The sequence below is a fragment of the uncultured Sphingomonas sp. genome, assembly GCF_964244235.1.
In the GTDB taxonomy this organism is placed as follows: domain Bacteria; phylum Pseudomonadota; class Alphaproteobacteria; order Sphingomonadales; family Sphingomonadaceae; genus Sphingomonas.
Genome location: NZ_CAXTII010000050.1, coordinates 1 through 19,570 on the forward strand (window position 1 = coordinate 1; position 19,570 = coordinate 19,570).

20 protein-coding genes and 1 pseudogene are annotated in these 19,570 nt (G+C 66.1%); 12 read left to right on the forward strand and 9 right to left on the reverse strand.

Annotated features, from left to right (window positions below; genetic code table 11):
* A pseudogene (locus ACFE7D_RS09470) lies at positions 1 to 414 on the reverse strand (TIGR02281 family clan AA aspartic protease); the annotation flags it as partial.
* 143 nt (positions 415 to 557) lie between these two features.
* On the opposite strand from ACFE7D_RS09470, the gene ACFE7D_RS09475 reads away from it, so the two are divergent.
* Both ACFE7D_RS09475 and ACFE7D_RS09480 read left to right on the forward strand, forming a co-directional pair.
* Positions 558 to 1,838, forward strand: coding sequence for a glycoside hydrolase family 130 protein (locus ACFE7D_RS09475; protein WP_375395179.1), 1,281 nt, complete (start codon positions 558 to 560; stop codon positions 1,836 to 1,838).
* 158 nt (positions 1,839 to 1,996) lie between these two features.
* Positions 1,997 to 2,815, forward strand: a complete 819-nt coding sequence (locus ACFE7D_RS09480; RefSeq protein WP_375395180.1) for a class I SAM-dependent methyltransferase — start codon at positions 1,997 to 1,999, stop codon at positions 2,813 to 2,815.
* Between the two features lie 241 nt (positions 2,816 to 3,056).
* On the opposite strand, the gene ACFE7D_RS09485 is transcribed toward ACFE7D_RS09480, so the two are convergent.
* The 4 genes from ACFE7D_RS09485 to ACFE7D_RS09500 form a co-directional block, all read right to left on the reverse strand.
* The gene (locus ACFE7D_RS09485) at positions 3,057 to 4,379 is read right to left on the reverse strand and encodes a PQQ-dependent sugar dehydrogenase (protein ID WP_375395181.1); all 1,323 of its coding nucleotides are present in this window, start codon (positions 4,377 to 4,379) and stop codon (positions 3,057 to 3,059) included.
* Positions 4,379 to 4,828, reverse strand: a complete 450-nt coding sequence (locus ACFE7D_RS09490) for a DUF2231 domain-containing protein (RefSeq protein ID WP_375395182.1) — start codon at positions 4,826 to 4,828, stop codon at positions 4,379 to 4,381. The genes ACFE7D_RS09485 and ACFE7D_RS09490 overlap by 1 nt, the downstream gene beginning before the upstream one ends.
* 87 nt (positions 4,829 to 4,915) lie before the next feature.
* Positions 4,916 to 6,304: a sensor histidine kinase gene (locus ACFE7D_RS09495; protein WP_375395183.1), complete on the reverse strand. Its 1,389-nt coding sequence runs from the start codon at positions 6,302 to 6,304 to the stop codon at positions 4,916 to 4,918.
* On the reverse strand, positions 6,301 to 6,969 hold the full coding sequence (locus ACFE7D_RS09500; RefSeq protein WP_375395184.1) for a response regulator: 669 nt from the start codon (positions 6,967 to 6,969) through the stop codon (positions 6,301 to 6,303). The genes ACFE7D_RS09495 and ACFE7D_RS09500 overlap by 4 nt, the downstream gene beginning before the upstream one ends.
* A gap of 126 nt (positions 6,970 to 7,095) precedes the next feature.
* Here ACFE7D_RS09500 and ACFE7D_RS09505 point away from each other — a divergent pair, with 126 nt between their 5' ends.
* From ACFE7D_RS09505 to ACFE7D_RS09530, 6 genes are all read left to right on the forward strand, one after another.
* Positions 7,096 to 7,713 carry a hypothetical protein gene (locus tag ACFE7D_RS09505; protein WP_375395185.1) on the forward strand — a complete coding sequence of 206 codons (618 nt, stop codon included), beginning with the start codon at positions 7,096 to 7,098 and terminating at the stop codon, positions 7,711 to 7,713.
* Between the two features lie 103 nt (positions 7,714 to 7,816).
* On the forward strand, positions 7,817 to 9,211 hold the full coding sequence (locus tag ACFE7D_RS09510; RefSeq protein ID WP_375395186.1) for an APC family permease: 1,395 nt from the start codon (positions 7,817 to 7,819) through the stop codon (positions 9,209 to 9,211).
* A 74-nt stretch (positions 9,212 to 9,285) separates the two neighbouring features.
* Complete coding sequence (locus ACFE7D_RS09515; RefSeq protein WP_375395187.1) at positions 9,286 to 9,825, forward strand: sigma factor-like helix-turn-helix DNA-binding protein; 540 nt, start codon at positions 9,286 to 9,288, stop codon at positions 9,823 to 9,825.
* Between the two features lie 47 nt (positions 9,826 to 9,872).
* The gene (locus tag ACFE7D_RS09520) at positions 9,873 to 10,214 is read left to right on the forward strand and encodes a hypothetical protein (RefSeq protein WP_375395188.1); all 342 of its coding nucleotides are present in this window, start codon (positions 9,873 to 9,875) and stop codon (positions 10,212 to 10,214) included.
* Between the two features lie 52 nt (positions 10,215 to 10,266).
* Positions 10,267 to 10,710, forward strand: coding sequence for a hypothetical protein (locus tag ACFE7D_RS09525; protein WP_375395189.1), 444 nt, complete (start codon positions 10,267 to 10,269; stop codon positions 10,708 to 10,710).
* A gap of 34 nt (positions 10,711 to 10,744) precedes the next feature.
* The gene (locus ACFE7D_RS09530; RefSeq protein ID WP_375395190.1) at positions 10,745 to 11,167 is read left to right on the forward strand and encodes a winged helix DNA-binding protein; all 423 of its coding nucleotides are present in this window, start codon (positions 10,745 to 10,747) and stop codon (positions 11,165 to 11,167) included.
* Here the strand turns inward: ACFE7D_RS09530 and ACFE7D_RS09535 are convergent.
* The 4 genes from ACFE7D_RS09535 to ACFE7D_RS09550 all read right to left on the reverse strand — a co-directional run bounded on the left by ACFE7D_RS09535 (position 11,095) and on the right by ACFE7D_RS09550 (position 15,963).
* The gene (locus ACFE7D_RS09535) at positions 11,095 to 11,865 is read right to left on the reverse strand and encodes an NTP transferase domain-containing protein (RefSeq protein ID WP_375395191.1); all 771 of its coding nucleotides are present in this window, start codon (positions 11,863 to 11,865) and stop codon (positions 11,095 to 11,097) included. The genes ACFE7D_RS09530 and ACFE7D_RS09535 overlap by 73 nt on opposite strands.
* A gap of 4 nt (positions 11,866 to 11,869) precedes the next feature.
* A complete protein-coding gene (locus ACFE7D_RS09540; RefSeq protein ID WP_375395192.1) occupies positions 11,870 to 12,961 on the reverse strand; it encodes an inositol-3-phosphate synthase in 1,092 nt (363 codons plus the stop codon).
* Positions 12,961 to 13,839 carry a CDP-alcohol phosphatidyltransferase family protein gene (locus ACFE7D_RS09545; protein WP_375395193.1) on the reverse strand — a complete coding sequence of 293 codons (879 nt, stop codon included), beginning with the start codon at positions 13,837 to 13,839 and terminating at the stop codon, positions 12,961 to 12,963. Before ACFE7D_RS09545 ends, ACFE7D_RS09540 begins: the two co-directional genes overlap by 1 nt.
* A 72-nt stretch (positions 13,840 to 13,911) precedes the next feature.
* Positions 13,912 to 15,963, reverse strand: a complete 2,052-nt coding sequence (locus tag ACFE7D_RS09550) for an NAD(+) synthase (protein WP_375395194.1) — start codon at positions 15,961 to 15,963, stop codon at positions 13,912 to 13,914.
* 184 nt (positions 15,964 to 16,147) lie between these two features.
* Here ACFE7D_RS09550 and ACFE7D_RS09555 point away from each other — a divergent pair, with 184 nt between their 5' ends.
* From ACFE7D_RS09555 to ACFE7D_RS09570, 4 genes are all read left to right on the forward strand, one after another.
* Positions 16,148 to 16,429 (forward strand): DUF427 domain-containing protein, encoded by a 282-nt coding sequence (locus tag ACFE7D_RS09555; protein ID WP_375395195.1) that lies wholly within the window; start codon positions 16,148 to 16,150, stop codon positions 16,427 to 16,429.
* 97 nt (positions 16,430 to 16,526) lie between these two features.
* A complete protein-coding gene (gene panB / locus ACFE7D_RS09560) occupies positions 16,527 to 17,387 on the forward strand; it encodes a 3-methyl-2-oxobutanoate hydroxymethyltransferase (protein ID WP_375395198.1) in 861 nt (286 codons plus the stop codon).
* A 71-nt stretch (positions 17,388 to 17,458) separates the two neighbouring features.
* The gene (locus ACFE7D_RS09565) at positions 17,459 to 18,178 is read left to right on the forward strand and encodes a tetratricopeptide repeat protein (protein ID WP_375395196.1); all 720 of its coding nucleotides are present in this window, start codon (positions 17,459 to 17,461) and stop codon (positions 18,176 to 18,178) included.
* Positions 18,175 to 19,521: a PQQ-binding-like beta-propeller repeat protein gene (locus tag ACFE7D_RS09570; RefSeq protein ID WP_375395197.1), complete on the forward strand. Its 1,347-nt coding sequence runs from the start codon at positions 18,175 to 18,177 to the stop codon at positions 19,519 to 19,521. Before ACFE7D_RS09565 ends, ACFE7D_RS09570 begins: the two co-directional genes overlap by 4 nt.
* Positions 19,522 to 19,570: the final 49 nt, after the last annotated feature.

Sequence of the window (19,570 nt, forward strand, 5' to 3'; positions counted from 1 at the left end):
CATCGGGAATATTGGATCGCCGACATGCAGCCTCGCCGCGGCCGCGGTGCCGGCGGACAGCGCGGTGACGGTCGCGCCGCTGTCGACCAACAGCCGCCGTCGGACCCCGTCGATCCGCGCGCGCGCCCAGAAATGGCCGTCCGGCGACATCGCGATCCGGACCTCGTCGCCGATCACGCTCTGATCGTCCAGTCGCAATAGCCGAACGACATGCGACAGATAAGGGTCGAACCGGCCGCGTTCCTGGACCACCATCACCAGCAGCGCGAGCAAGCTGACCCAGGTGGCGATCCGCACCAGTCGCCCGATGATCGGCAGGCGGCTGGCGATCACGACGACGAGCAATAGCGCTGCCAGCGTAAGGACGAGGGAAGCCTCATGGCCGGACAGGCCGGCGGCGGGCAGCACGTTCATGTGCTGTCGATAGCCGTGCCGGCCTGTATGATTGCTGAAGCTTTACGCTATATCGGCGTTGCACATGGCGCGCGAAGGATCGTTCGCACCGATCGATGGGACGGCCATAGCATCGTGCTCAGCATTCTAACGGAAGGTCTTTCGTGAACGAACTCCTGACCTCGACCGAAGTCACCTTGAAACCCGATCCTTCCCGAACGATCGTGCGACCCTTTGCACCTGAATATCCCGGTGCGTTCGGCGATCCCGCACGCCCGCGGGCGCAGGTCATCGTCGGGCGAATCCTGGCGATGGACGAGGCGGCGGTGGCGGAGGAGCGCCGTAACGTCGTCCGTTCGCTCGACGAGCGTCACCGCGATGTGGACGACATGCTGATGCGCCGGTTTCACGAGGTCGAGGCGCTCGACGTTGCTTGCGACGCGGTGCGGCCCGATCAGGCCATGCTGATCGGTGCCTATTTCTGCGAAGAATATTCCTACGAGGCCGCTGCCCTCTTCAATCCCAGCATCGTCCTCCATCCCGACCAGACAGACGCGCCGGCCGGCGCGGTGAAGTTCGTGATGTCGCTGCGTGCGATCGGGGAGGGGCATGTGTCCTCCGTCACGTTTCGCGCCGGCCTATGGGATGCGGATGGCCGCGTCACGGTAAAGGACCCCCGCCCGATCTCGGTCGCGCCGATCATCGACCAGCGCAATGTCGATGAGGATCAGACGATCCTGCGCTGGCCCAATGACGTCGGTTCCGCGACGCCCGTGCTTTTCCCGATCACGCCCAGCCAACGACAGGGGATCGAGGACATGCGCCTCGTCCGCTTCGAGGACGGGGGGGACGCCCGCTATTTCGGCACCTATACTGCATTCAACGGCATGGATGCGCGCTCCGAACTGCTGGAGACGACGGACTTCCTGACCTTCGATATGCGCCCGATGACCGGTGGCGCGGCGGCGGCGAAAGGGATGGCGTTGTTTCCGCGCAAGGTCGGCGGCCGCTACGCGATGCTGTCGCGGCAGGACAACGAGAATATCTGGCTGATGCTGTCGGACGATATCCGCCACTGGGAGGGCGGGCACAAGCTGATCGAGCCGAAATATCCCTGGGAATTCGTCCAGATGGGCAATTGCGGATCGCCGATCGAGATTGACGAGGGCTGGCTGGTGCTGACCCACGGGGTGGGGACGGTGCGCAACTACTGCATGGGGGCGGCGTTGCTCGACAAGGACGATCCGTCGAAGGTGCTGGCACGGACACCCAAGCCGCTGGTCGAGCCGAGCCCCGAGGAGCGCGACGGCTATGTGCCCAATGTCGTGTACAGCTGCGGTTCGCTGGCGAACGGGCGCACGCTGCTGCTGCCCTACGGCGTTGCCGATTATTTCACGACGATGGCTACGCTGTCCATCGACGATCTGCTTGCCGCAATGGAGTGACCGAACGGCTCGCGTCGGTGAGCAGGGCATTGGACGAAAGCTCGGTATTCATGACAACCTCGATCTGGAAACGTGAGGAGCAGTTCTAATGCTTGGAAAGAACATGGTTGAAGATCGTAAGAGGTTCATGAGCGGGCATCAGCAAGAGTGATCGTGGATTGGAGGTTGCCCCGTACTATAATCCGCTATTTCCCAAACGGGACGGCTATAACATTGAGACACTGGATGTTCACGATACTGACTCTCTGCGTAAAACTGCCGAGGGCGATCCGTATATAGACGATCCGGGTCAGATAGAGAATGTCAATCATGTTGGCTCGGCCGTAGATTTAGTCGACGTCGTAGATGGCCCTTTCGACTACATCGCAAGTTCTCACAACTTCGAGCATCTTCCGAACCCGATCCGCTTTCTGCAAGGTGTCACGTCGGTTCTCAAGCCTGGCGGTCAACTGGTGATGACCCTGCCCGACTTTCCGCGTACATTCGACGCGTTTCGTTCTCCTACATTGATCAGCGATTGGTTGGAGGCGTTCGAGCAGTCGCGCGAAAGGCCAACCGACAAACAGGTTTTCGAGTTCCATTCCTACGCATGTCGGCCTTCCAGGGGCAACCTGGCGCGCCCTCTTCACGCTGAACTCATGAACGATATCACCGAGCAGTGGCGGAATTGGCATGGCACCGGCTATCGCGACGTCCATTGCAGCACGTTCTGCCCCGCATCCTTCGAACTGCTCATCCTCGAAGGACAGGCACTCGGGCTGATCAATCTGACCTTGGAAACCGTTACGCCCGCCAATGAAATAGAGTTCTATGTTCGTCTAAGGAACATACCTCCGCAAATCGGCGACGTCGCCTCTCGTCGGCAGAAATCCATGCATCGCGTGCAACAGGAGGTCAGGCAGAACTGGCCCATCGAAGACCGGATAGTCGACCGGCTTCGCCAGATGAAAGCCGGAATCAAGAAACGCGTCGCTTAGTCGATATTACCATATTGATCGGCAAAAGAGAGAGGGAATATGATATGTTGACAGCAACGTTGAGCGGAACGTTTGCAGAGGCAAAGGCTGCTCATATCGTCGGTGCCAACCCGGGCGTTAATCTGACTTCACTACTCGATCGCGGCGAAGCGTTGTCCAAGATTTATTCCGGCAGCGCAAATCTGCAGCATGACCACACGGACGCATGGAATATTCTCGACCGAGGGGGTACCGTCCGACGTCAGCCGCCGGTGACGCGCCAGACGGTGTCGCCCAGATCGTCCGCGATCAGCAGCGCGCCCGCCTTGTCGACCGCAAGCCCGACCGGTCGGCCGTGCGCCTTGCCATTGGTGCCGACGAAGCCGGTGACGACGTCCTGCGTCTTGCCTGCGGGCTTGCCGCCGGCGAAAGGAATGTACACGACCTTGTAGCCGTTCAGCGGGTTGCGATCCCAGCTGCCATGTTCGCCGACGAACGCACCGCCGCGATACCGTGCCGGCAGGTTCGCCGATTCGTAGAAGGTCATGCCCAGCGGCGCGACATGCGAACTCAGGCTATAGTCGGGCAGGATCGCCTTCGCCACCAGATCGGGCCGCCGTGGCATCACGCGCGGATCGACGTGCTGACCCCAATAGCTGTACGGCCAGCCGTAGAACGCACCGTCCTTCACCGAAGTCATGTAATCGGGGACGAGGTTCGGCCCGAGTTCGTCGCGTTCGTTGACGACCGCCCAAAGCTGCTTGGTATGCGGCTCCCAGGACAGGCCGTTGGGATTGCGGAGCCCGCTGGCGAAGATGCGGTGCGCGCCGGACGCCCGATCGACCTCCCAGATATCGGCGCGGCCCAGTTCTGCTCCAATGCCGTTTTCGGTGATGTTGCTGTTCGATCCGATGCCGACATACAGCTTCGTCCCGTCGGGGCCGGCAGCGAGGCTCTTGGTCCAGTGATGGTCGATCGGCCCACCGGGAAGTGCAGTCAGTTCGGTACCGGGGGCGGTGATCGTCGTCTGGCCGGTCGTATAGGGAAAACGGACGATCGCGTCGGTATTGGCGACATACAGGTCGCCGCCGACCAGCGCCACACCGAACGGCGAGTTCAGATGATCGATGAAGGTCGTCCGGACGTCGGGCTTTCCGTCACCATCGGTATCGCGCAGCAACGTGATCCGCTGCGCGCCCTTCGCACCCGCACCGGCGAACATCTGGACGAACCCCATGATGAGTTCCTTGGGCCGGTTCACCGGGGCGGGGGGACCGCTGCTCTCGACGACCAGGACGTCGCCATCGGGCAGGACGTAGAGCGACCGCGGATGCGAGAAGCCGGTCGCCAACGGGGCGATCTTCAGGCCCGGCGCGACGACCGGCATCGCGCCGTCCTTCCACTGATCGACCGGCGCGACGTGCATCGGCGGGACGAGATACTGGTTCTGCTCCGGCAGCGGCGGGTTGGGGCCGACCTGGGTCATCGCGTCCATCTTGCTCGATCCGCCGCACGCCGCGAGTGCGAACAGGCCGGTACCGAGCGCGAGCCGCGACAAGGCGGCGATAGGATGATCGGCCGACATCAGCGGGCACCTCCGGCCTGTTGGCGATAGACTATCATATTGCCGATCCATGCGGTGATCAGGACGAGGACTGCGACAATCCCGGACAGGATGATCCCGGTCGGCACGACCGACGTATAGGCGTCACGGCTGTGAACGAACGCATTCCACAGCGACAGCAGCAGGACGAGCGCGTTGCCGACCGAATGAAACCAGCCCGGCCGATGCGCGCGCACTCGCCTGCTCGCGACGAAATCGACGATCCCGACGACCGCGGCGAGCACACCCATCACGAGCCCGGCGGTGATCAGCCAGATCGAGAAGTTCGCCCATTGCATGTTGTAGGTTTCGGCATAGGCGATGTCGGTCAGGAAGGCACCGGTGAAGCAGGCGATCGGATAGGCGGCGAGCAATCCGTGGATCGGATGCCATCGCGCACCGGGCGCAGATGTCGGATAGACGGTGGCCATGATCGGTTCCCTGTTGCGGCAGGCACCGCCGCTTCACGGGGACAGTACGTTCCGCATCGGCGGGGCGTTCCCCGGGCCGGGTGCGAATCAGCCGCCGCGCGCGACCGGCAATGTCAGCCGGACCGCGAGACCGCCGATCGCGGCCCGTCCCAGCGTCAGCGCCCCGCCGTTCAGCTCGGCGAGTTCGTGGGTGATCGACAAGCCGAAGCCATGGCCATCGCCGCGTTCGTCGAGCCGCCGCCCGGGCAACAGCGCGTCCGTCACCATCGCCGGATCGAGTCCGGGGCCGTCGTCGTCGATCGTGATCGCCACCAGGCCGTCCGCCATCGCTGCGGCGACCGTGATGCGTGACCGCGTATGCCGCCACGCATTGTCGAGCAGGTTGCCGATCATCTCGTCCAGATCCTGCGGATCGACCGCAACGGCCAGCATCGGATCGATCGCGACCTTCACCGCGATCGCCTGCCCCGCGTTGATCCGCGCCAATACCGTGACGAGCCCCTTCACCGCATCGCCGACCGGCGCCCGCGCCCGCACCGCGGCGCCCGGCGTCGCCGCGCGCGCGCGGGCGAGGTGGTGGCGGACCCGGCGATCGATCGCGGCGACCGCGTCGGCCATGCTGCCGTCCGGATCGCGATCGCCTTCCGACAGCTTCAGCGCCAGCGCCGCGAGCGGCGTCTTCAGCCCGTGCGCCAGATTGGCGACGTGACGCCGCGCATGCGCCAGTCCGGCCGCATTCTGGTCGATCAGCGCGTTGAGTTCGATCGCGAGCGGTGCCAGTTCGGTGGGCTGGTCGGTCGGGACATGCCCCTGCCGGCCGCTGCGCACCGCGCCGATCGCGTCGCGCAATCGTCCGAGCGGCCGTAGCCCCAGGCGAAGCTGTACGACCGTCGCGGCGGCAAGCGCGACGCCGAGCAGCGTAAGCGATAGCAGCAGCGGGGTCATCGCTTCGTGGAGCGGCGCATCGACGACGCGGCGCGGCCCGCTCGCCGTGATCGTCACCGGACCGGCCGGGGTGGCGACCGTCAGTATGCGGAGGTGGATGCGCTCGCCGCCTGGCAGCCGTGCGTCGCCCGGATGCGCGTGCGGTTCGGCCGGAACGGGCGGTTTGGTCGTACCGGGCGGGGGAGGGCCATCGTCCCGGCGCGGTGGCAAGGGGCGGGGCACGGCTAGCGGCATTTGTCGGGCGCTTTGCCAATGCCGGTCGCCGGGGGCATCGACCGACCAGACCCAGCCCGAATCCGGTTCGTCGAACCCGGGCAGATCGACGATCCGGTCGCGGTCGATCGTCGCGTCGGGCCGCACCGCCCGGGCGATCACGCCGATCTGCGCGTCCAGCCGATCGTCCAGCCCGTGCATCACGAGGCGTTCCAGCACATGCCCGATCGCCACCCCCGCGAACAGCAGCGCCGCCAGCGTGGTGAGCGCGGCGATCGCCAGCATCCGTCCGACGATCGAACGCGGTGCGCGGATCACGCGCCCGCCCCGGCCGTCAGGCGATAGCCACGCCCGCGCATCGTTTCGATCATATCTGCGCCGATCTTGCGCCGCAGCCGGCCGATGATGACTTCGATCGAGTTCGAATCGACATCGGCATCACCTTCGTAGACGCGTTCGATCAGGTCCCCGCGCTCGACCACGATCTCGCGGCGGAGCATCAGCGCGGACAGAACGCGCCATTCGAACGCGGTCAGTTTGAGCGGCAGTCCGTCCAGTTCGAACGTGCCGAGCTGCGCGTCGAAGGCCAGCGGCCCGCACGCGATCCGCGCCGCGGCGTGCCCCGCGGCGCGGCGGACGAGCGCGCGCAGCCGCATCACGACCTCCTCGATCCGGAACGGCTTGACCAGATAATCGTCGGCGCCCGCCTTGAATCCCTCGACCTTGTCCGACCAGCCGTCGCGCGCGGTCAGGATAAGGACGGGCAGGTCGCGCCCCGCCGCGCGCCAGCCGCGCAGGACCGACAGCCCGTCGCGGCGCGGCAGGCCGAGGTCGAGCACGGCGGCGTCGTAGCGTTCGGTTTCACCGAGATGGCCGCCATCCTCGCCATTGTTCGCGATATCGACAGCGAAATGCTCGGCCCGCAACGCGCGCGCGATCCCGTCGGCCAGCACAGCGTCATCCTCGACCAGCAATACGCGCATCGGCCATTCTCCTCGGCGCCGGCGCCTACCCCTGAAATCCCAACGCAAACTGAACGGCGCGGTTCAGCGTGGATGGAGCGACGGCGCGTAAAAGGGCCGCATCGCAACACCAAGAGGAACGTAACGATGAACGAACGCATGAACACCCTCCGCCGCCGCATGGGCGGCCGCGGCGGCCTGACGCTGGCGGCGATCGCGCTACTGGCGGCCGGCGGCGCGGCAGGTGCCGCGACGGTCGAGGCGACGCGCCCGACCGTGACGATGGCGCCGACCGTGCCGACCGCGATCCGCGCCTTGGCGAACGGCGACGGCGTCGTCACCGTTCGCGGCCGCATCGCCGAGACGTACGGCAACCGCTTCGTCGTGGCCGATGCGACCGGGCGGACACTGGTCGATGCTGGCCGCGGCGAGACGCGCGGCGCGCTCGTCACGGCGGGAACGCCGATACTCGTCCAGGGCCGATATGATAACGGGCAATTGCACGCCGCCTATCTGGTCGGGCCCGACGGCAAGGTGAACGCGGTCGGCCCGGCGGGTCCGCCGCATGGCCACCCCGGCCCCGGTGGCCCGCGCGACGGCGGCCCGGATGCCGGCCCGGGTGCGCCACCCCCGCCGCCGCCCGGCGATGGTCGCTGCGGACCGCCGCCGCCGCCGCCCGGTGGTCCCGCGGCCATGGTCCCGCCACCCCCGCCGGGGCCCGGGGCGGCCGCATCCGCGGCACCGGCGCCGCACGCGGTGAAGTGACCGGGTGACGCCATGATGGCAGGCGGCGTGCGAAGGGCTTCGCACGCCGCCTTCTATTGCCTATGAGCGTCGGCTTGGCCGAAAGATCGGGCCGGGGGGACCATTGCTCGACAGCCAGCCCGCACCGGTCGTCCGGCCCCTGTCGCGCGCGCTCGGTCTGCTCGGCGTGCTGTTCCTCACGCTGTCGGTCGCGACGCCGGCGTCGTCGGTTTTCGTCATCGTGCCGGGCATGCTCCACGCCGCCGGCAGCGGGACGATCTGGGCGCTGGCGCTGGCGGGAATAGTCTGCGTCGCCACCGCGTTCGTCTATGCCGAACTTTCCTCGGTCTGGCCGATAGCCGGGGGCGAATATGTCCAGGTCGCGCGCACGCTGGGGCCGCTGGCGGGCTTCGTGATGCTGGGGGTCAACGTCTTCAACAACCTCCTCTTCCCGCCCGTCCTCGGGCTTGGGGTAAGCGCGGTGCTGTCGACGGTGATGCCCGGTCTGCCGCAGGTGCCTGTCGCGATTGCCGTCGTCGGGCTGTCGACGATCGTCGGTCTGCTCAACATCCGCGTCAACGCCGTCGTGACGGGCGTCTTCCTGGCCATCGAGATGCTCGCGCTGCTGGTCGTCGCCGCGCTCGGGTTCGCGAATCCGATCAATTCGTTCGCCACGTTGCTGCTCCACCCGGTCATGCCCGCGGGACAGGGGCTGATCGCCGCATCCCCGGCCTCGATCGGGTTGGCGACCTCGATCGCGATCTTCGCGCTCAACGGCTATGGTTCCGCGGTGTATTTCGGTGAGGAGTTGCGCGACGCGCCGAACCGGATCGGACGCGCGGTGATGCTCGCTCTCGTCGCGACGCTGCTGCTGGAGGCGCTGCCGATCGCGGCCTTGCTGGTCGGTGCGCCCGATCTGGCGGCCAGTTTCACGTCGGAGGACCCGTTCGGGAGGATGGTCGTCGCGCGCGGCGGGTCGGTGCTGGCGGGATGGATGGCGATCGGCGTCGTCATCGCGATCGTCAACGCGTCGATCGCGTGTATCCTGGCTTGCGCGCGGTTCTTCTACAGCACCGGACGCGATGGAGCGTGGGGGCGGCCGGTCGACCGATGGATGCAGGCGATCCATCCGCGCTTCGATTCGCCATGGCTCGCGACGCTGTCGGTCGGCGGGATCGGCATGCTCTGCTGCTTCCTGCCGCTGACCCTGCTGCTGGTGCTCAGTGGTGCGGGGCTCATCGCGATCTATGCGGGTATCGCGCTGGCGGCGATGGTCGGACGGCATACCGGTGCGACCGCCCATGCGCCGTTCCGGATGCCGTTCTACCCCGTCGCGCCGGTCCTGACGATCGTCGCGCTCGCCTATGTCGTCTACACCAGCTGGCTCGATCCGGACGAAGGTCGACCCAGCCTGATCGCGACGCTGGCGCAGATCCTGCTCTCCGCCGCATACTATCTGTGCGTCCTGCGCCGCCGCGGTACCTGGGTGATCCATGACCCCGTCGAACCGGTCCCGTGAAGGCGCTTTCCCGCCGTAAGAAGACGGGAAAGAACCATCTTGCAATATAAATGGACCCACAGCAGCTTGCGCAGATGGACAAGCTTGCCCTGAGCGTCATGACGAATTCGCTGACCGAGCCGCAGCGGGCGTGCCTGCGACTGGTCGCCACGCACCATAACTCGAAGGAGATCGCCCATTTGCTCGGCGTGTCTCCCTCTGCAGTCGACAAGCGGATCGAACGGGCGGTCCAGATCCTCGGTGCGCGGTCTCGTTTCGCCGCGGCGCGGGCGCTGGCCATGACCGAAGGTACGCCTTTCGCCGAGCCCGAATCAGTCGCGGAGGACGGCACGTCCGATCGGCTGCCATGCGATCCGATCGACCTTCCCCCCGCGGCGTTTCCCCCGTCAGGGATGTGGCAGGACGAGCCGTGGTGGCTGGTCCGCCGGTTGATCGGGCTGTCGTCGCCCGGCCACCGGGTCGGCGGCAGGACCCGCAATGACCTGACCGTGCTGCAACGGCTCGGTGTGATCATGGCGGCAACGCTGTTCGTGGCGGTGTCTTCGGTTGCGGTGCTGAACATGGCGGTGACGCTGTCGAGCATCGTGAAGGACCACCGCCCCGCACGCCGCTGACCTATCGACGGCAGGGAAGCGGCATTGCCGCTTGTGGGGGAAGACACATGCTCAAGGAACGACGGCACGCCGTGGACACCGTGGCGGCACATTTTCTCAAGGCGGAAGCGGCGGCCGACGAAGCGGCGATACTGACCAGCGAATGCGTTTCGACGTTCATGCGTCAGCGCCTCGCCGCAAAGCTGCCGCTCGGCACGGGGCTCGACGCGTTGCAGCTCATGTCCGATGCGGCAACCGATCTGGTCCGCGCACGCCAGCGCATGGTGGAGGCGCATCGCGCGCTGTTCGATACGAAGGGCGCCATCGGATTGCGCGGTTATGGCGCAGAAGGATGTCCGCCCGCGTCGATCGACGAACGTCCGGCCGTCATGCTCGCAGCCGCGGCCTGAAGGTTCGGCAGGCGGCGGGTCCTTCGATCCGCCGCCTGCCATCGTCGCGTCGATGGTCTATATCGTTGTCTTCAACCTGATCCAGTTGCTGGCGTCGCTCTACGCTTTCCTGCGGGGCGGGGCACCGGAACGACTGGCCGGGGGGCTGCTGCTAATTGCGGCGCTGTTGACGCGTATATTCTTTCTCGGCTCCGTCTCGCCCTATTTCGGGATCGAGATCGGCATCCTGGCAGTCGATGTCGTGCTGCTCGTGGCACTCGTGATGCTGGCGCTTTACGCGGATCGGTTTTGGCCGATCTGGCTTGCGGCGCTTCAGGCGCTCGGGGCGGGCGCGCATATCGCGAAGGCGATCGATCCGACCGTCGTCAGCATGGCGTACGCCATACTGCTTTCCGTCTGGAGCTACCCGATGGTCCTAATTCTCGCGGCCGCGACGCTTCGGCATCAGCGGCGTATCGCGGTGGCGGGTTCCGATCTGGACTGGAGCGTCCGCTGATCCGCCCGTCTTGGCAATCCGAAAGCATTTTCCAATGACGATTTTGTCGAGCGCGATCGAGCGCCGAATGCGGCATGGCGGCGATTACCGGCGGCACCGGCCCGGCCGGCTGGTCGCTACTGCCGCGATGATGGAACGCGCGCGGCTGGCCTATGCCATCGGCGCACGGCGACAGTCCGCGCTGGGCAAGGGGCTGTTTGCCGATCCCGCCTGGAATATCCTGCTCGACCTGTTCCTGTCGGACGAAGGCGGGCGCGATCTGAGCGTGACCGCGGTTTGCATCGGGTCGAGATCATCCTCCGCAACGGCGCTTCGCTATATCACCCTGCTCGTCGAACGCGGCCTGATCGACCGGGTCGCGGACGAGCATGACGGCCGGCGCACCTATGTCCGACTGACCGCGAAGGGCTGGAACGCCATGGTCACCCTGTTCGAAGACGAGCCCGCCGCCGACTGACGCCGGGCGATCCAGCGTTCCGCTTTGGCAAGCGCGGGCGGATCGTCGATATCGATCCAGTCGATGTCGCCACAATCGACGACATGCGCCGCCATGCGCGCGGCGAGCAATCGCATGCCTTCGGTCAACGACGGTGCATCCAGCGACGCCAGCGCATCCATCAGCGCGGGCCCGATTGCGAACACGCCGGTGTCATAGGCGTCATGCGGTTCCAGATGTTTGCCGATCGCGACGATCGACGTGCGATCGGTCGCGACGCGGGTCACGTCCTCGGGATCGACCCACGGATGCCCCAGCCGCCGATCGATGCCGAGCGTCGTACCGCCCTGCGTACCGATTTCCGCGAGCCGGACATACAGCGCCGGATCGACCAGATGGTCGCACATCGCCAGCACCGCGTCCCCGCCGGCCAGGGCGCTCGCTCCGGCCAACACCGATACGCCGTTAGGCATCCGGTGATCGGCGACACGCACCGTCTCCACCGCCAACGGCCAGTCGCGCGCCGCGAGATGCTGCTCGATCGCACCGTGCAGATAGCCGAGCACGACGATGACGCGCGTCAAACCAGCCGCGGCCATGCCCGTCAGTGCATGGTCGATCAGCGGGACGCCGCCGACCGGACAAAGCGGCTTGGATGCGGCGGCATCGCGCAGTCGGCTACCTTCGCCGGCCGCCAGCAACAGCCCGGTGCGGATCACGCGGTCAGGCCGCCTCGATGAACTCTTCGACCGCGACCTGTGCCAGATCGTCGGTCATCTGCGTGCGCGGATGCTTGCAGAAATAGGCGGATGCCGGGTCGATCACGCCGCGCAAGCCACGATCGCTCGCAATCTTGGCGCATCGGATCATGTCGATCGCCACGCCTGCCGAATTGGGCGAGTCCTCGACCGACAGGCGAAGCTCGAGGTTCATCGGCACGCCGCCGAACAACTGGCCTTCCATGCGAAGGAAACAGACCTTGTTGTCGTTCTGCCACGCGACATAGTCGCTTGGGCCGACATGGATGTTCTCGTCCTCCAGCCGCTCGGCCGCGACCGACTGCACCGCTTCGGTCTTCGACACCTTCTTCGACGCGAGCCGCTTGCGGTTCGACATGTTCAGAAAGTCCGTGTTGCCGCCGGTGTTCAGCTGATACGTGCGATCGAGCTTGACCCCGCGCTTCGCGAACAGGTCGGTCAGCACGCGGTGAACGATCGTCGCGCCCAGCTGCGCCTTGATGTCGTCGCCGATGATCGGCACGCCCGCCGCCTCGAACTTCGCGGCCCATTCCGGATTGGAGGCGATGAAGACCGGGATGTTGTTGACGAACGCGACGCCTGCCTCGATTGCGCATTCGGCGTAGAATTCGGTCGCCTCCTGGCTGCCGACGGGCAGGTAGTTCATCAGCACGTCGGTACCGCTTTCGCGCAATTCGCGGACGACGTCTTCCTTGGTCGGCTCGGGCAGGTCCGCCGGAAGGAAGGTCCGATCGTCGTTATACGCCTCCATATGCTCGGCAACGCCGTCCAGCGTACGGCCCATCTTCACGACGGTACCGGTTGCTGCGACATTGGCAGCGAAGATCGCGGTGCAGTTCGGCTTGGCGAAGATCGCCTCCGCGACATCCCTGCCCACCTTGCGACGATCGATGTCCCACGCTGCGACCACCTTGATGTCGCTTGGCCGATAACCGCCCATGTCCAGATGCATCAGGCCGACGACGTCGTTCGCGCCTTCCCGGTAATGTTCCAGGCCCTGGACGAGCGAACTGGCGCAATTGCCAATTCCCACGACGGCGATACGAATGCTAGTCATCAGCGACCTTGTTCCTTTGCGAAGGCGGGGGCGAACCGGTCGTCGGACGCGCCCGAATGAGATGGCGACCCGTCGGTGAACCCGTGTTCGACGCGGCGATGCCATAAGAGCCCGACGATCGATACGATCGTCATAGGCACGATCTCGACCCACCAGAAGATGCGTGGATTGCCCGATAGGCAGGCGACGCAGATGGCCAATACCCGGGTATTGGCGGACAGCATCGTCAGGAACCGCATCGGCGCGACGGCAGCATCGGCATAACGCCCGCCAAGGGCAACCGGATCGTCGCTGCGTGCCAACAGGCGTTCGAACCGCGCGCCTGCGCGGTCGGGCACGCCCGCGACATAGTCGTAGAACCGGACCAGCGCGTTGCCCGTGATCGGCGCCGCGATTAGCGCCACACCTTTTGCCCGGCGGTGGAAACGCGCGCGCTCACCTTCGTACAGGCTCGATTGCACCATATGCGCTGCACCAGCCGTCACAGCCAGTGCCCAGCCCTCGACGGTGCCGATCGACAGCGCCATCGCAACATAGATCAGGATGAAGACACCGTGATCACACAGCCCGTCCAGCATCCGGCCGAGCGCGCTGGCCGTTTGCGTCGCGCGTGCGATCATCCCGTCCAGCCCATCGGCGATCAGCCACGCGACCGACAGCGCGAGCCCGGCGATGGCGGCAAGCGGATGTTGCCACCGCGCGTAACACAGCGCGGCCAATATCCCGACGATGAGGCCGAGGATCGATACAGCATTCGCCGACAGCCCCGCCCGAAGCGCGCGCGGCAGCAGCGCACGCGCCGCGGGATGAATTAACCACAGATTGGACGAAGCCTCGATCCGGCGATCGCGCGACCCGTCCGGAGGGAGGGATGTCATAAGAATTTCATAATGCGCCGGGGCCGGTTGTTATGCAAGAAAGCTTATTCATGCGCGGCTAAGATACGCCGTTTACGGCAATGCGCTCGACAGTTCGGCCAGCCACGCTGCCGCGGTCCCGTCAGATGGCGCGCGCCAGTCGCCGCGCGGCGACAGGGCACCACCGGCCGATACTTTCGGGCCGTTGGGCATGGCTGACCGCTTGAACTGGCTGGTCGTAAGGAACCGGACCAGAAACTTCTCCAGCCAGCCAGCGATCGTGGGCAGATCATAGGCGACGCGCGCATCCGCCGGGAGATCCGCGGGCCAACGCCCGGCTTCGGCATCGCGCCAGGCATGCCAGGCGAGGAACGCGATCTTCGACGGCACCATGCCGTGGCGGATCACGTAATGGACGAAGAAATCGTTCAGCGCATACGGCCCGATCCGTGACTCCGTACTCTGGATCGCGCCGTCCGCGCCCGGGGGAACGAGTTCGGGTGAAATCTCGGTCGCGAGGATCGCCGCCAGCACGTCATGGGTCGCCGCGTCATATTGGTCGGTGCGGATACACCAGCGGATCAGGAACTGGATCAGTGTCTTCGGCACGCCCGCATTGACGCCGTAATGGCTCATCTGGTCGCCGACGCCGTACGTGCACCAGCCGAGCGCCAATTCGCTCAGATCGCCGGTGCCGACGACCAGTCCGCCGCGCTGGTTCGCCAGGCGGAACAGATAATCGGTGCGCAGCCCCGCCTGCACATTTTCGAACGTCACGTCGTAGACCGGATCGCCGTGCGCGAAGGGATGCCCGATATCCTCCAGCATCCGAGACGCGGCGGGGCGGATATCGATCTCCGCGGCGGCGATGCCCAGCGCGCGCATCAACTCCCACGCATTGCCCTTCGTCCCGTCGCTGGTCGCGAAACCGGGCATCGTGAAGCCCAGAATATGGCCGCGCGGTCGCTGCAACCGGTCCATCGCCTTGGCCGCGACGATCAGCGCATGGGTCGAATCGAGACCGCCGGAAACGCCGATTACGAGCGTTTTCGCATCCGCGGCAACGATCCGCTGCGCAAGCCCTTCGACCTGGATGTTGAAGGCTTCGTAGCAATCGGCGTCGCGCTTCTCGGGGTCGTTCGGGACGAATGGAAAGCGGCGAACGTTGCGCATGAGGCCGATGTCCGCCTGCCCTATGTCATGCGTGAACGTTACCCGCCTGAACCGACTTTCCGGATCGTTCGCCAGTCGCGCGGCATCGTTGAACGTGCCGGTCCGCATCCGTTCCTGCTCGATCCGCTCCGCATCGACATCCGCGACCAGCAATTCGCCCTCGCTTGCGAACCGGCGCGATTCGGCGATCAGTTCGCCCAGTTCGTGGATCATCCCCTGGCCGTCCCAGGCGAGGTCGGTCGTGCTCTCGCCCGGCCCCGCCGCGGAATACACATAGGCGCAGACTGCGCGCGCGCTTTGCGCCGCGGATAGCATCGCGCGTTCGCGCGCCTTGCCGATCACGACGTTGGAGGCGGACAGGTTGCAGCAGATCAACGCCCCCGCCAGCGCGCCGATGGTCGAGGGCGGGGTAGGCGACCAGTAATCCTCGCAAATCTCGGCGTGAAACACGAAATGCCCGAGATCGTCCGCGGCGAAGATCAGGTCGGTGCCGAACGGGGCGGTCTGACCCGCCAGCGTGATATGACAGGGTGCCGCGATCCCCGCGCCGCTGGCGAACCAGCGTTTCTCGTAATATTCCCGGTAGTTGGGGAGAAACGTCTTCGGCACCACGCCGAGGAGTCGCCCGCGTGCGATGGCGACCGCGCAGTTATACAGCCGCCCGTTCCGTGGCAGCGCTGCACCGACCAGCAGCACCGGCGACAGCTTCTCGCTCGCCGCGACCACCTGCGCGATCGCCGCCTCGGTCGCTTGGTGCTGCGCGGTCTGGAGATGGAGATCGTCGATCGCGTAGCTGGTGAGGTTGAGTTCGGGGAAGACGATCAGATCGACCCCCTGCGCATGGCCCTGCTCCGCCAGCGCGATCGTCGCTGCGGCATTGGCCGCGGTATCGCCGACGCTTGCCACCGGTGTCGCAGCGGCAACTCGGATCAGACCGTGGCGATGGATCGAAAAGAACGGATGGCGCGCCATCGCCGCTGTCTAGCCGGGCGGGGCCGGGTTCGCCAGCGGAGGCTTTGCGCGCGCGACCGCGTCCTCACGGTCAACTCGTCCGTACCGGCGCCGGTCGTCGAGCAGGGCGAGACATCGCTGGTCGGTCTCGCCCCCGGACGCTATTTGCTGCTCGCGCCGGGGGGCAAGTGAAGGACCATACGCCATGCACACCGCCACCTGGAACGACACCGTCATCGCGACGTCGGACGATATCGTGACGGTCGAGAACAACGCCTATTTCCCAGCCGACAGCATCGAAGGCGCGTTGATAGAGGACAGCGCGACGACGTCGGTCTGCCCGTGGAAGGGCACCGCGCATTACAAGACGATCGTCGTCGGCGATAAACGCAACGTCGACGCGGTGTGGTATTATCCCGACCCGAAACCTGCCGCTTCGAGCATCAGGGGCCGGTTCGCGTTCTGGAAGGGGGTGCGGGTGGGATGACTGGCTTACCGTCGCCCCGGCTCAAGGCCGGGTGACGACGAGGGCAGTGCTCGCACCACGGCTGGATCGCCTGCCGCCGCCGCGCTACAGCGTCGCCATGTCCACAACCTACACTCTCGACACCGCGACCAGCCGCGCCAACCCGACGCCCGCGCCGATGAAGCGGCTGACGATCCCCGCGATCCGCCGCGCGAAGGGCAAGACGCCGCTGGTGATGCTGACCGCCTATACCGTTCGCACCGCGCAGTTGCTCGATCCGCATTGCGACCTGCTGCTGGTCGGGGACAGCCTGGGGCAGGTGGTCTACGGTTTGCCGTCCACCGTGCCGGTCACGCTGGACATGATGGCGGCGCACGGCGCGGCGGTGGTGCGGGGAAGCTATCATGCGGTCGTCGTCATAGACATGCCGTTCGGCAGTTACGAGGCATCGCCCGAAAAGGCGTTCGAAAGCGCGGCGTGGTTATTGAAACAGACCGGCGCGGCGGGGGTGAAGCTGGAGGGCGGCACGGCGATGGGTCCGACCGTCAAGTTTCTCAGCGAACGCGGCATTCCGGTCGCGGGCCATGTCGGCCTGACCCCCCAGGCGGTAAACGCGCTCGGCGGCTATGGCGCGCGCGGCCGGACACCCGAGGAGGCCGCGAAGATCGTCGCCGACGGTCGCGCGGTCGCCGAAGCCGGCGCGTTCGCGCTGGTCGTCGAGGGGGTCGTCGAGCCGATCGCGGTCGAACTGACGCGGGCGGTCGCGTGCCCGACGATCGGCATCGGCGCGTCGGCACAGTGCGACGGGCAGGTGCTGGTGGCGGAAGACATGCTCGGAATGTTCGAACGCACGCCGCGATTCGTGAAGCGGTTCGACGATCTGGCGGGGCGGATTTCGGCGGCGGTCGAAACCTACGCCGCCGACGTCCGGTCGCGCGCGTTCCCCGGCTCCGATCAGGTCTACGCACCCAGGGATTGACGCGCTTTCGTTTTCGACGCGCCGCGGCTAAGGTCCGTGGAACCTTCTCTTGCACGTTTTCGGAGCCATCCTTGGCCATCACGCCCCATTCCGACGAAGCTTTCCTGCGCGAGGTCGATGAGGAACTGCGCCGCGATCAATTCGCCGGTTTCTGGACCCGCTGGGGTCGGTGGGTCGTCGTCGCCATCGTTGCCGCGCTCGCGGTCTTCGGAGGTGTCCTGTACTGGCAGCACTATCAGGAGAGCGCGGCGGGGGTCGAAGGCGAGAAGCTGCAGGAGGCGTTCGACTCGCTCGGTGCGGGCAAATTTCCCGATGCGCAGGCGAAACTGGCACCGATCGCGCAGTCCAGCCGCCCCGGCTACCGTGCGCTCGCGACCTTCAGTCAGGCGGACATCGCGCTTCAGAAGAACGATTTGAAGCGCGCCGCGACGCTGTTCGCCACCGTCGCCGGCGATACCGCGCAGCCCGACGCGTTCCGCAACCTCGCGCTCGTGCGCCAGACCTCCGCCGAATATGATACGCTGAAGCCGCAGGTCGTGATCGATCGGCTGCGTCCGCTCGCGGTGCCCGGCAACCCCTGGTTCGGCAGCGCGGGCGAGATGATGGCGATCGCAGACTTGCGGACCGGTCGTCGCGATCTGGCGGGCACGATGTTCGGTCAGATCGCGCGCGACGACGGGGTGCCGCAGACCATCCGTCAACGCGCGGTTCAGATGGCGGGATTACTCGGCGTCGATGCCTCCACGGCGATAGCTGCGCCAACTCTCAATCAGGACGTGAAAGCGCAATGACCACCAAGTTTCGTGGCAAGTTTCGCGGCAAGTTCCGGGCGTCGATCGCGCTGGCCGCGCTGATGGGCCTGAGCGCCTGCGGCGTGTTCAAGGGCCATGTCAAACGGACCCCGACCGTCGGCAACCGGATCCCGATCCTGGTTTCCGAAAACGGAATCGAAACCGACAAGACGATCGCGAACGTCGCGGTGCTGCTGCCCGCGCCCGCGGTCAACGACAGCTGGACGCAATCGGGCGGCAACGCGTCGAAATCGATGGGGCATCTGACGCTCGCGGCGAAGCCGGTGCGGCTGTGGCAGGCATCGATCAACGGCGGATCGTCACGCGAGCCGCTTGCGTCGCCGCCGGTGATCGCGGCCAACAAGCTGTTCGCGATCGACGTCGATTCCGCGGTGCACGCCTTTGCGGCGGATACCGGCGCGGCGTTGTGGTCGACGACGCTGGCGGAAAGGGACCGCAACCGTGCGGCGCGCTTCGGCGGCGGCGTGAGCTATGACGATGGCCAGGTGTTCGCCACCGATGGGCTTGGCGATGTCGTCGCGATGGCGGCGGCGACGGGCAAGATCGCGTGGCGGGCAAAGCCCGGCGGTCCGCTTCGCGGTGCCCCCACGATCGCGAACGGCGTGCTGTATGTGCTGACGCAGGACAACCAGATCTTCGCGATCGGCGAGTCGGACGGCAAGGTCCAGTGGACCGGTTCCGGCACGCTGGAGTCGCAGGGCGTGTTCGGCGTCGCGGCGCCGGCCGCCAGCCAGGGATCGGTCGTCGCCGGCTTCTCCAGCGGCGAACTGAACGCCTATCGGTACGAGAACGGCCGCGTGCTGTGGCAGGACGCGCTGTCGCGGACCTCTGTCAGCACATCGGTATCGAGCCTGGCCGATGTCGATGCGGATCCGGTGATCGATAACGGCAAGGTCTATGCGGTCGGACAGGGCGGGCGAATGGTCGCGCTGGAACTATCGACCGGGCAGCGGCTGTGGGAACAAAATCTTGCCGGCATCTCGACGCCGTGGGTCGCCGGCGATTGGCTGTTCGTCGCCACCGACGACGCGCGGCTGATCTGCATCGCGCGTGCGACGGGCAAGGCCCGCTGGATCGCGCAACTGCCGCGCTATCGCAAGCTGAAGAACAAGTCGGGACCGATCAACTGGTACGGGCCGATCCTGGCGGGCAACCGGCTGGTGCTGACCAATTCCGAAGGCCAGATCACGTTCGTGCTGCCCGGAGACGGCACGATCGCAGATACGATCGAGGTGAAGGACGGGTTCAGCCTGCCCGCGGTGGTAGCGAACCAGATATTGTACGTGCTCGACGAGCGCGGGCGGATCAGCGCGTATAAGTGAACTTCCGTTCTCCCCCTCCCGCAGGCGGGAGGGGGCTGGGGGGTGGGCG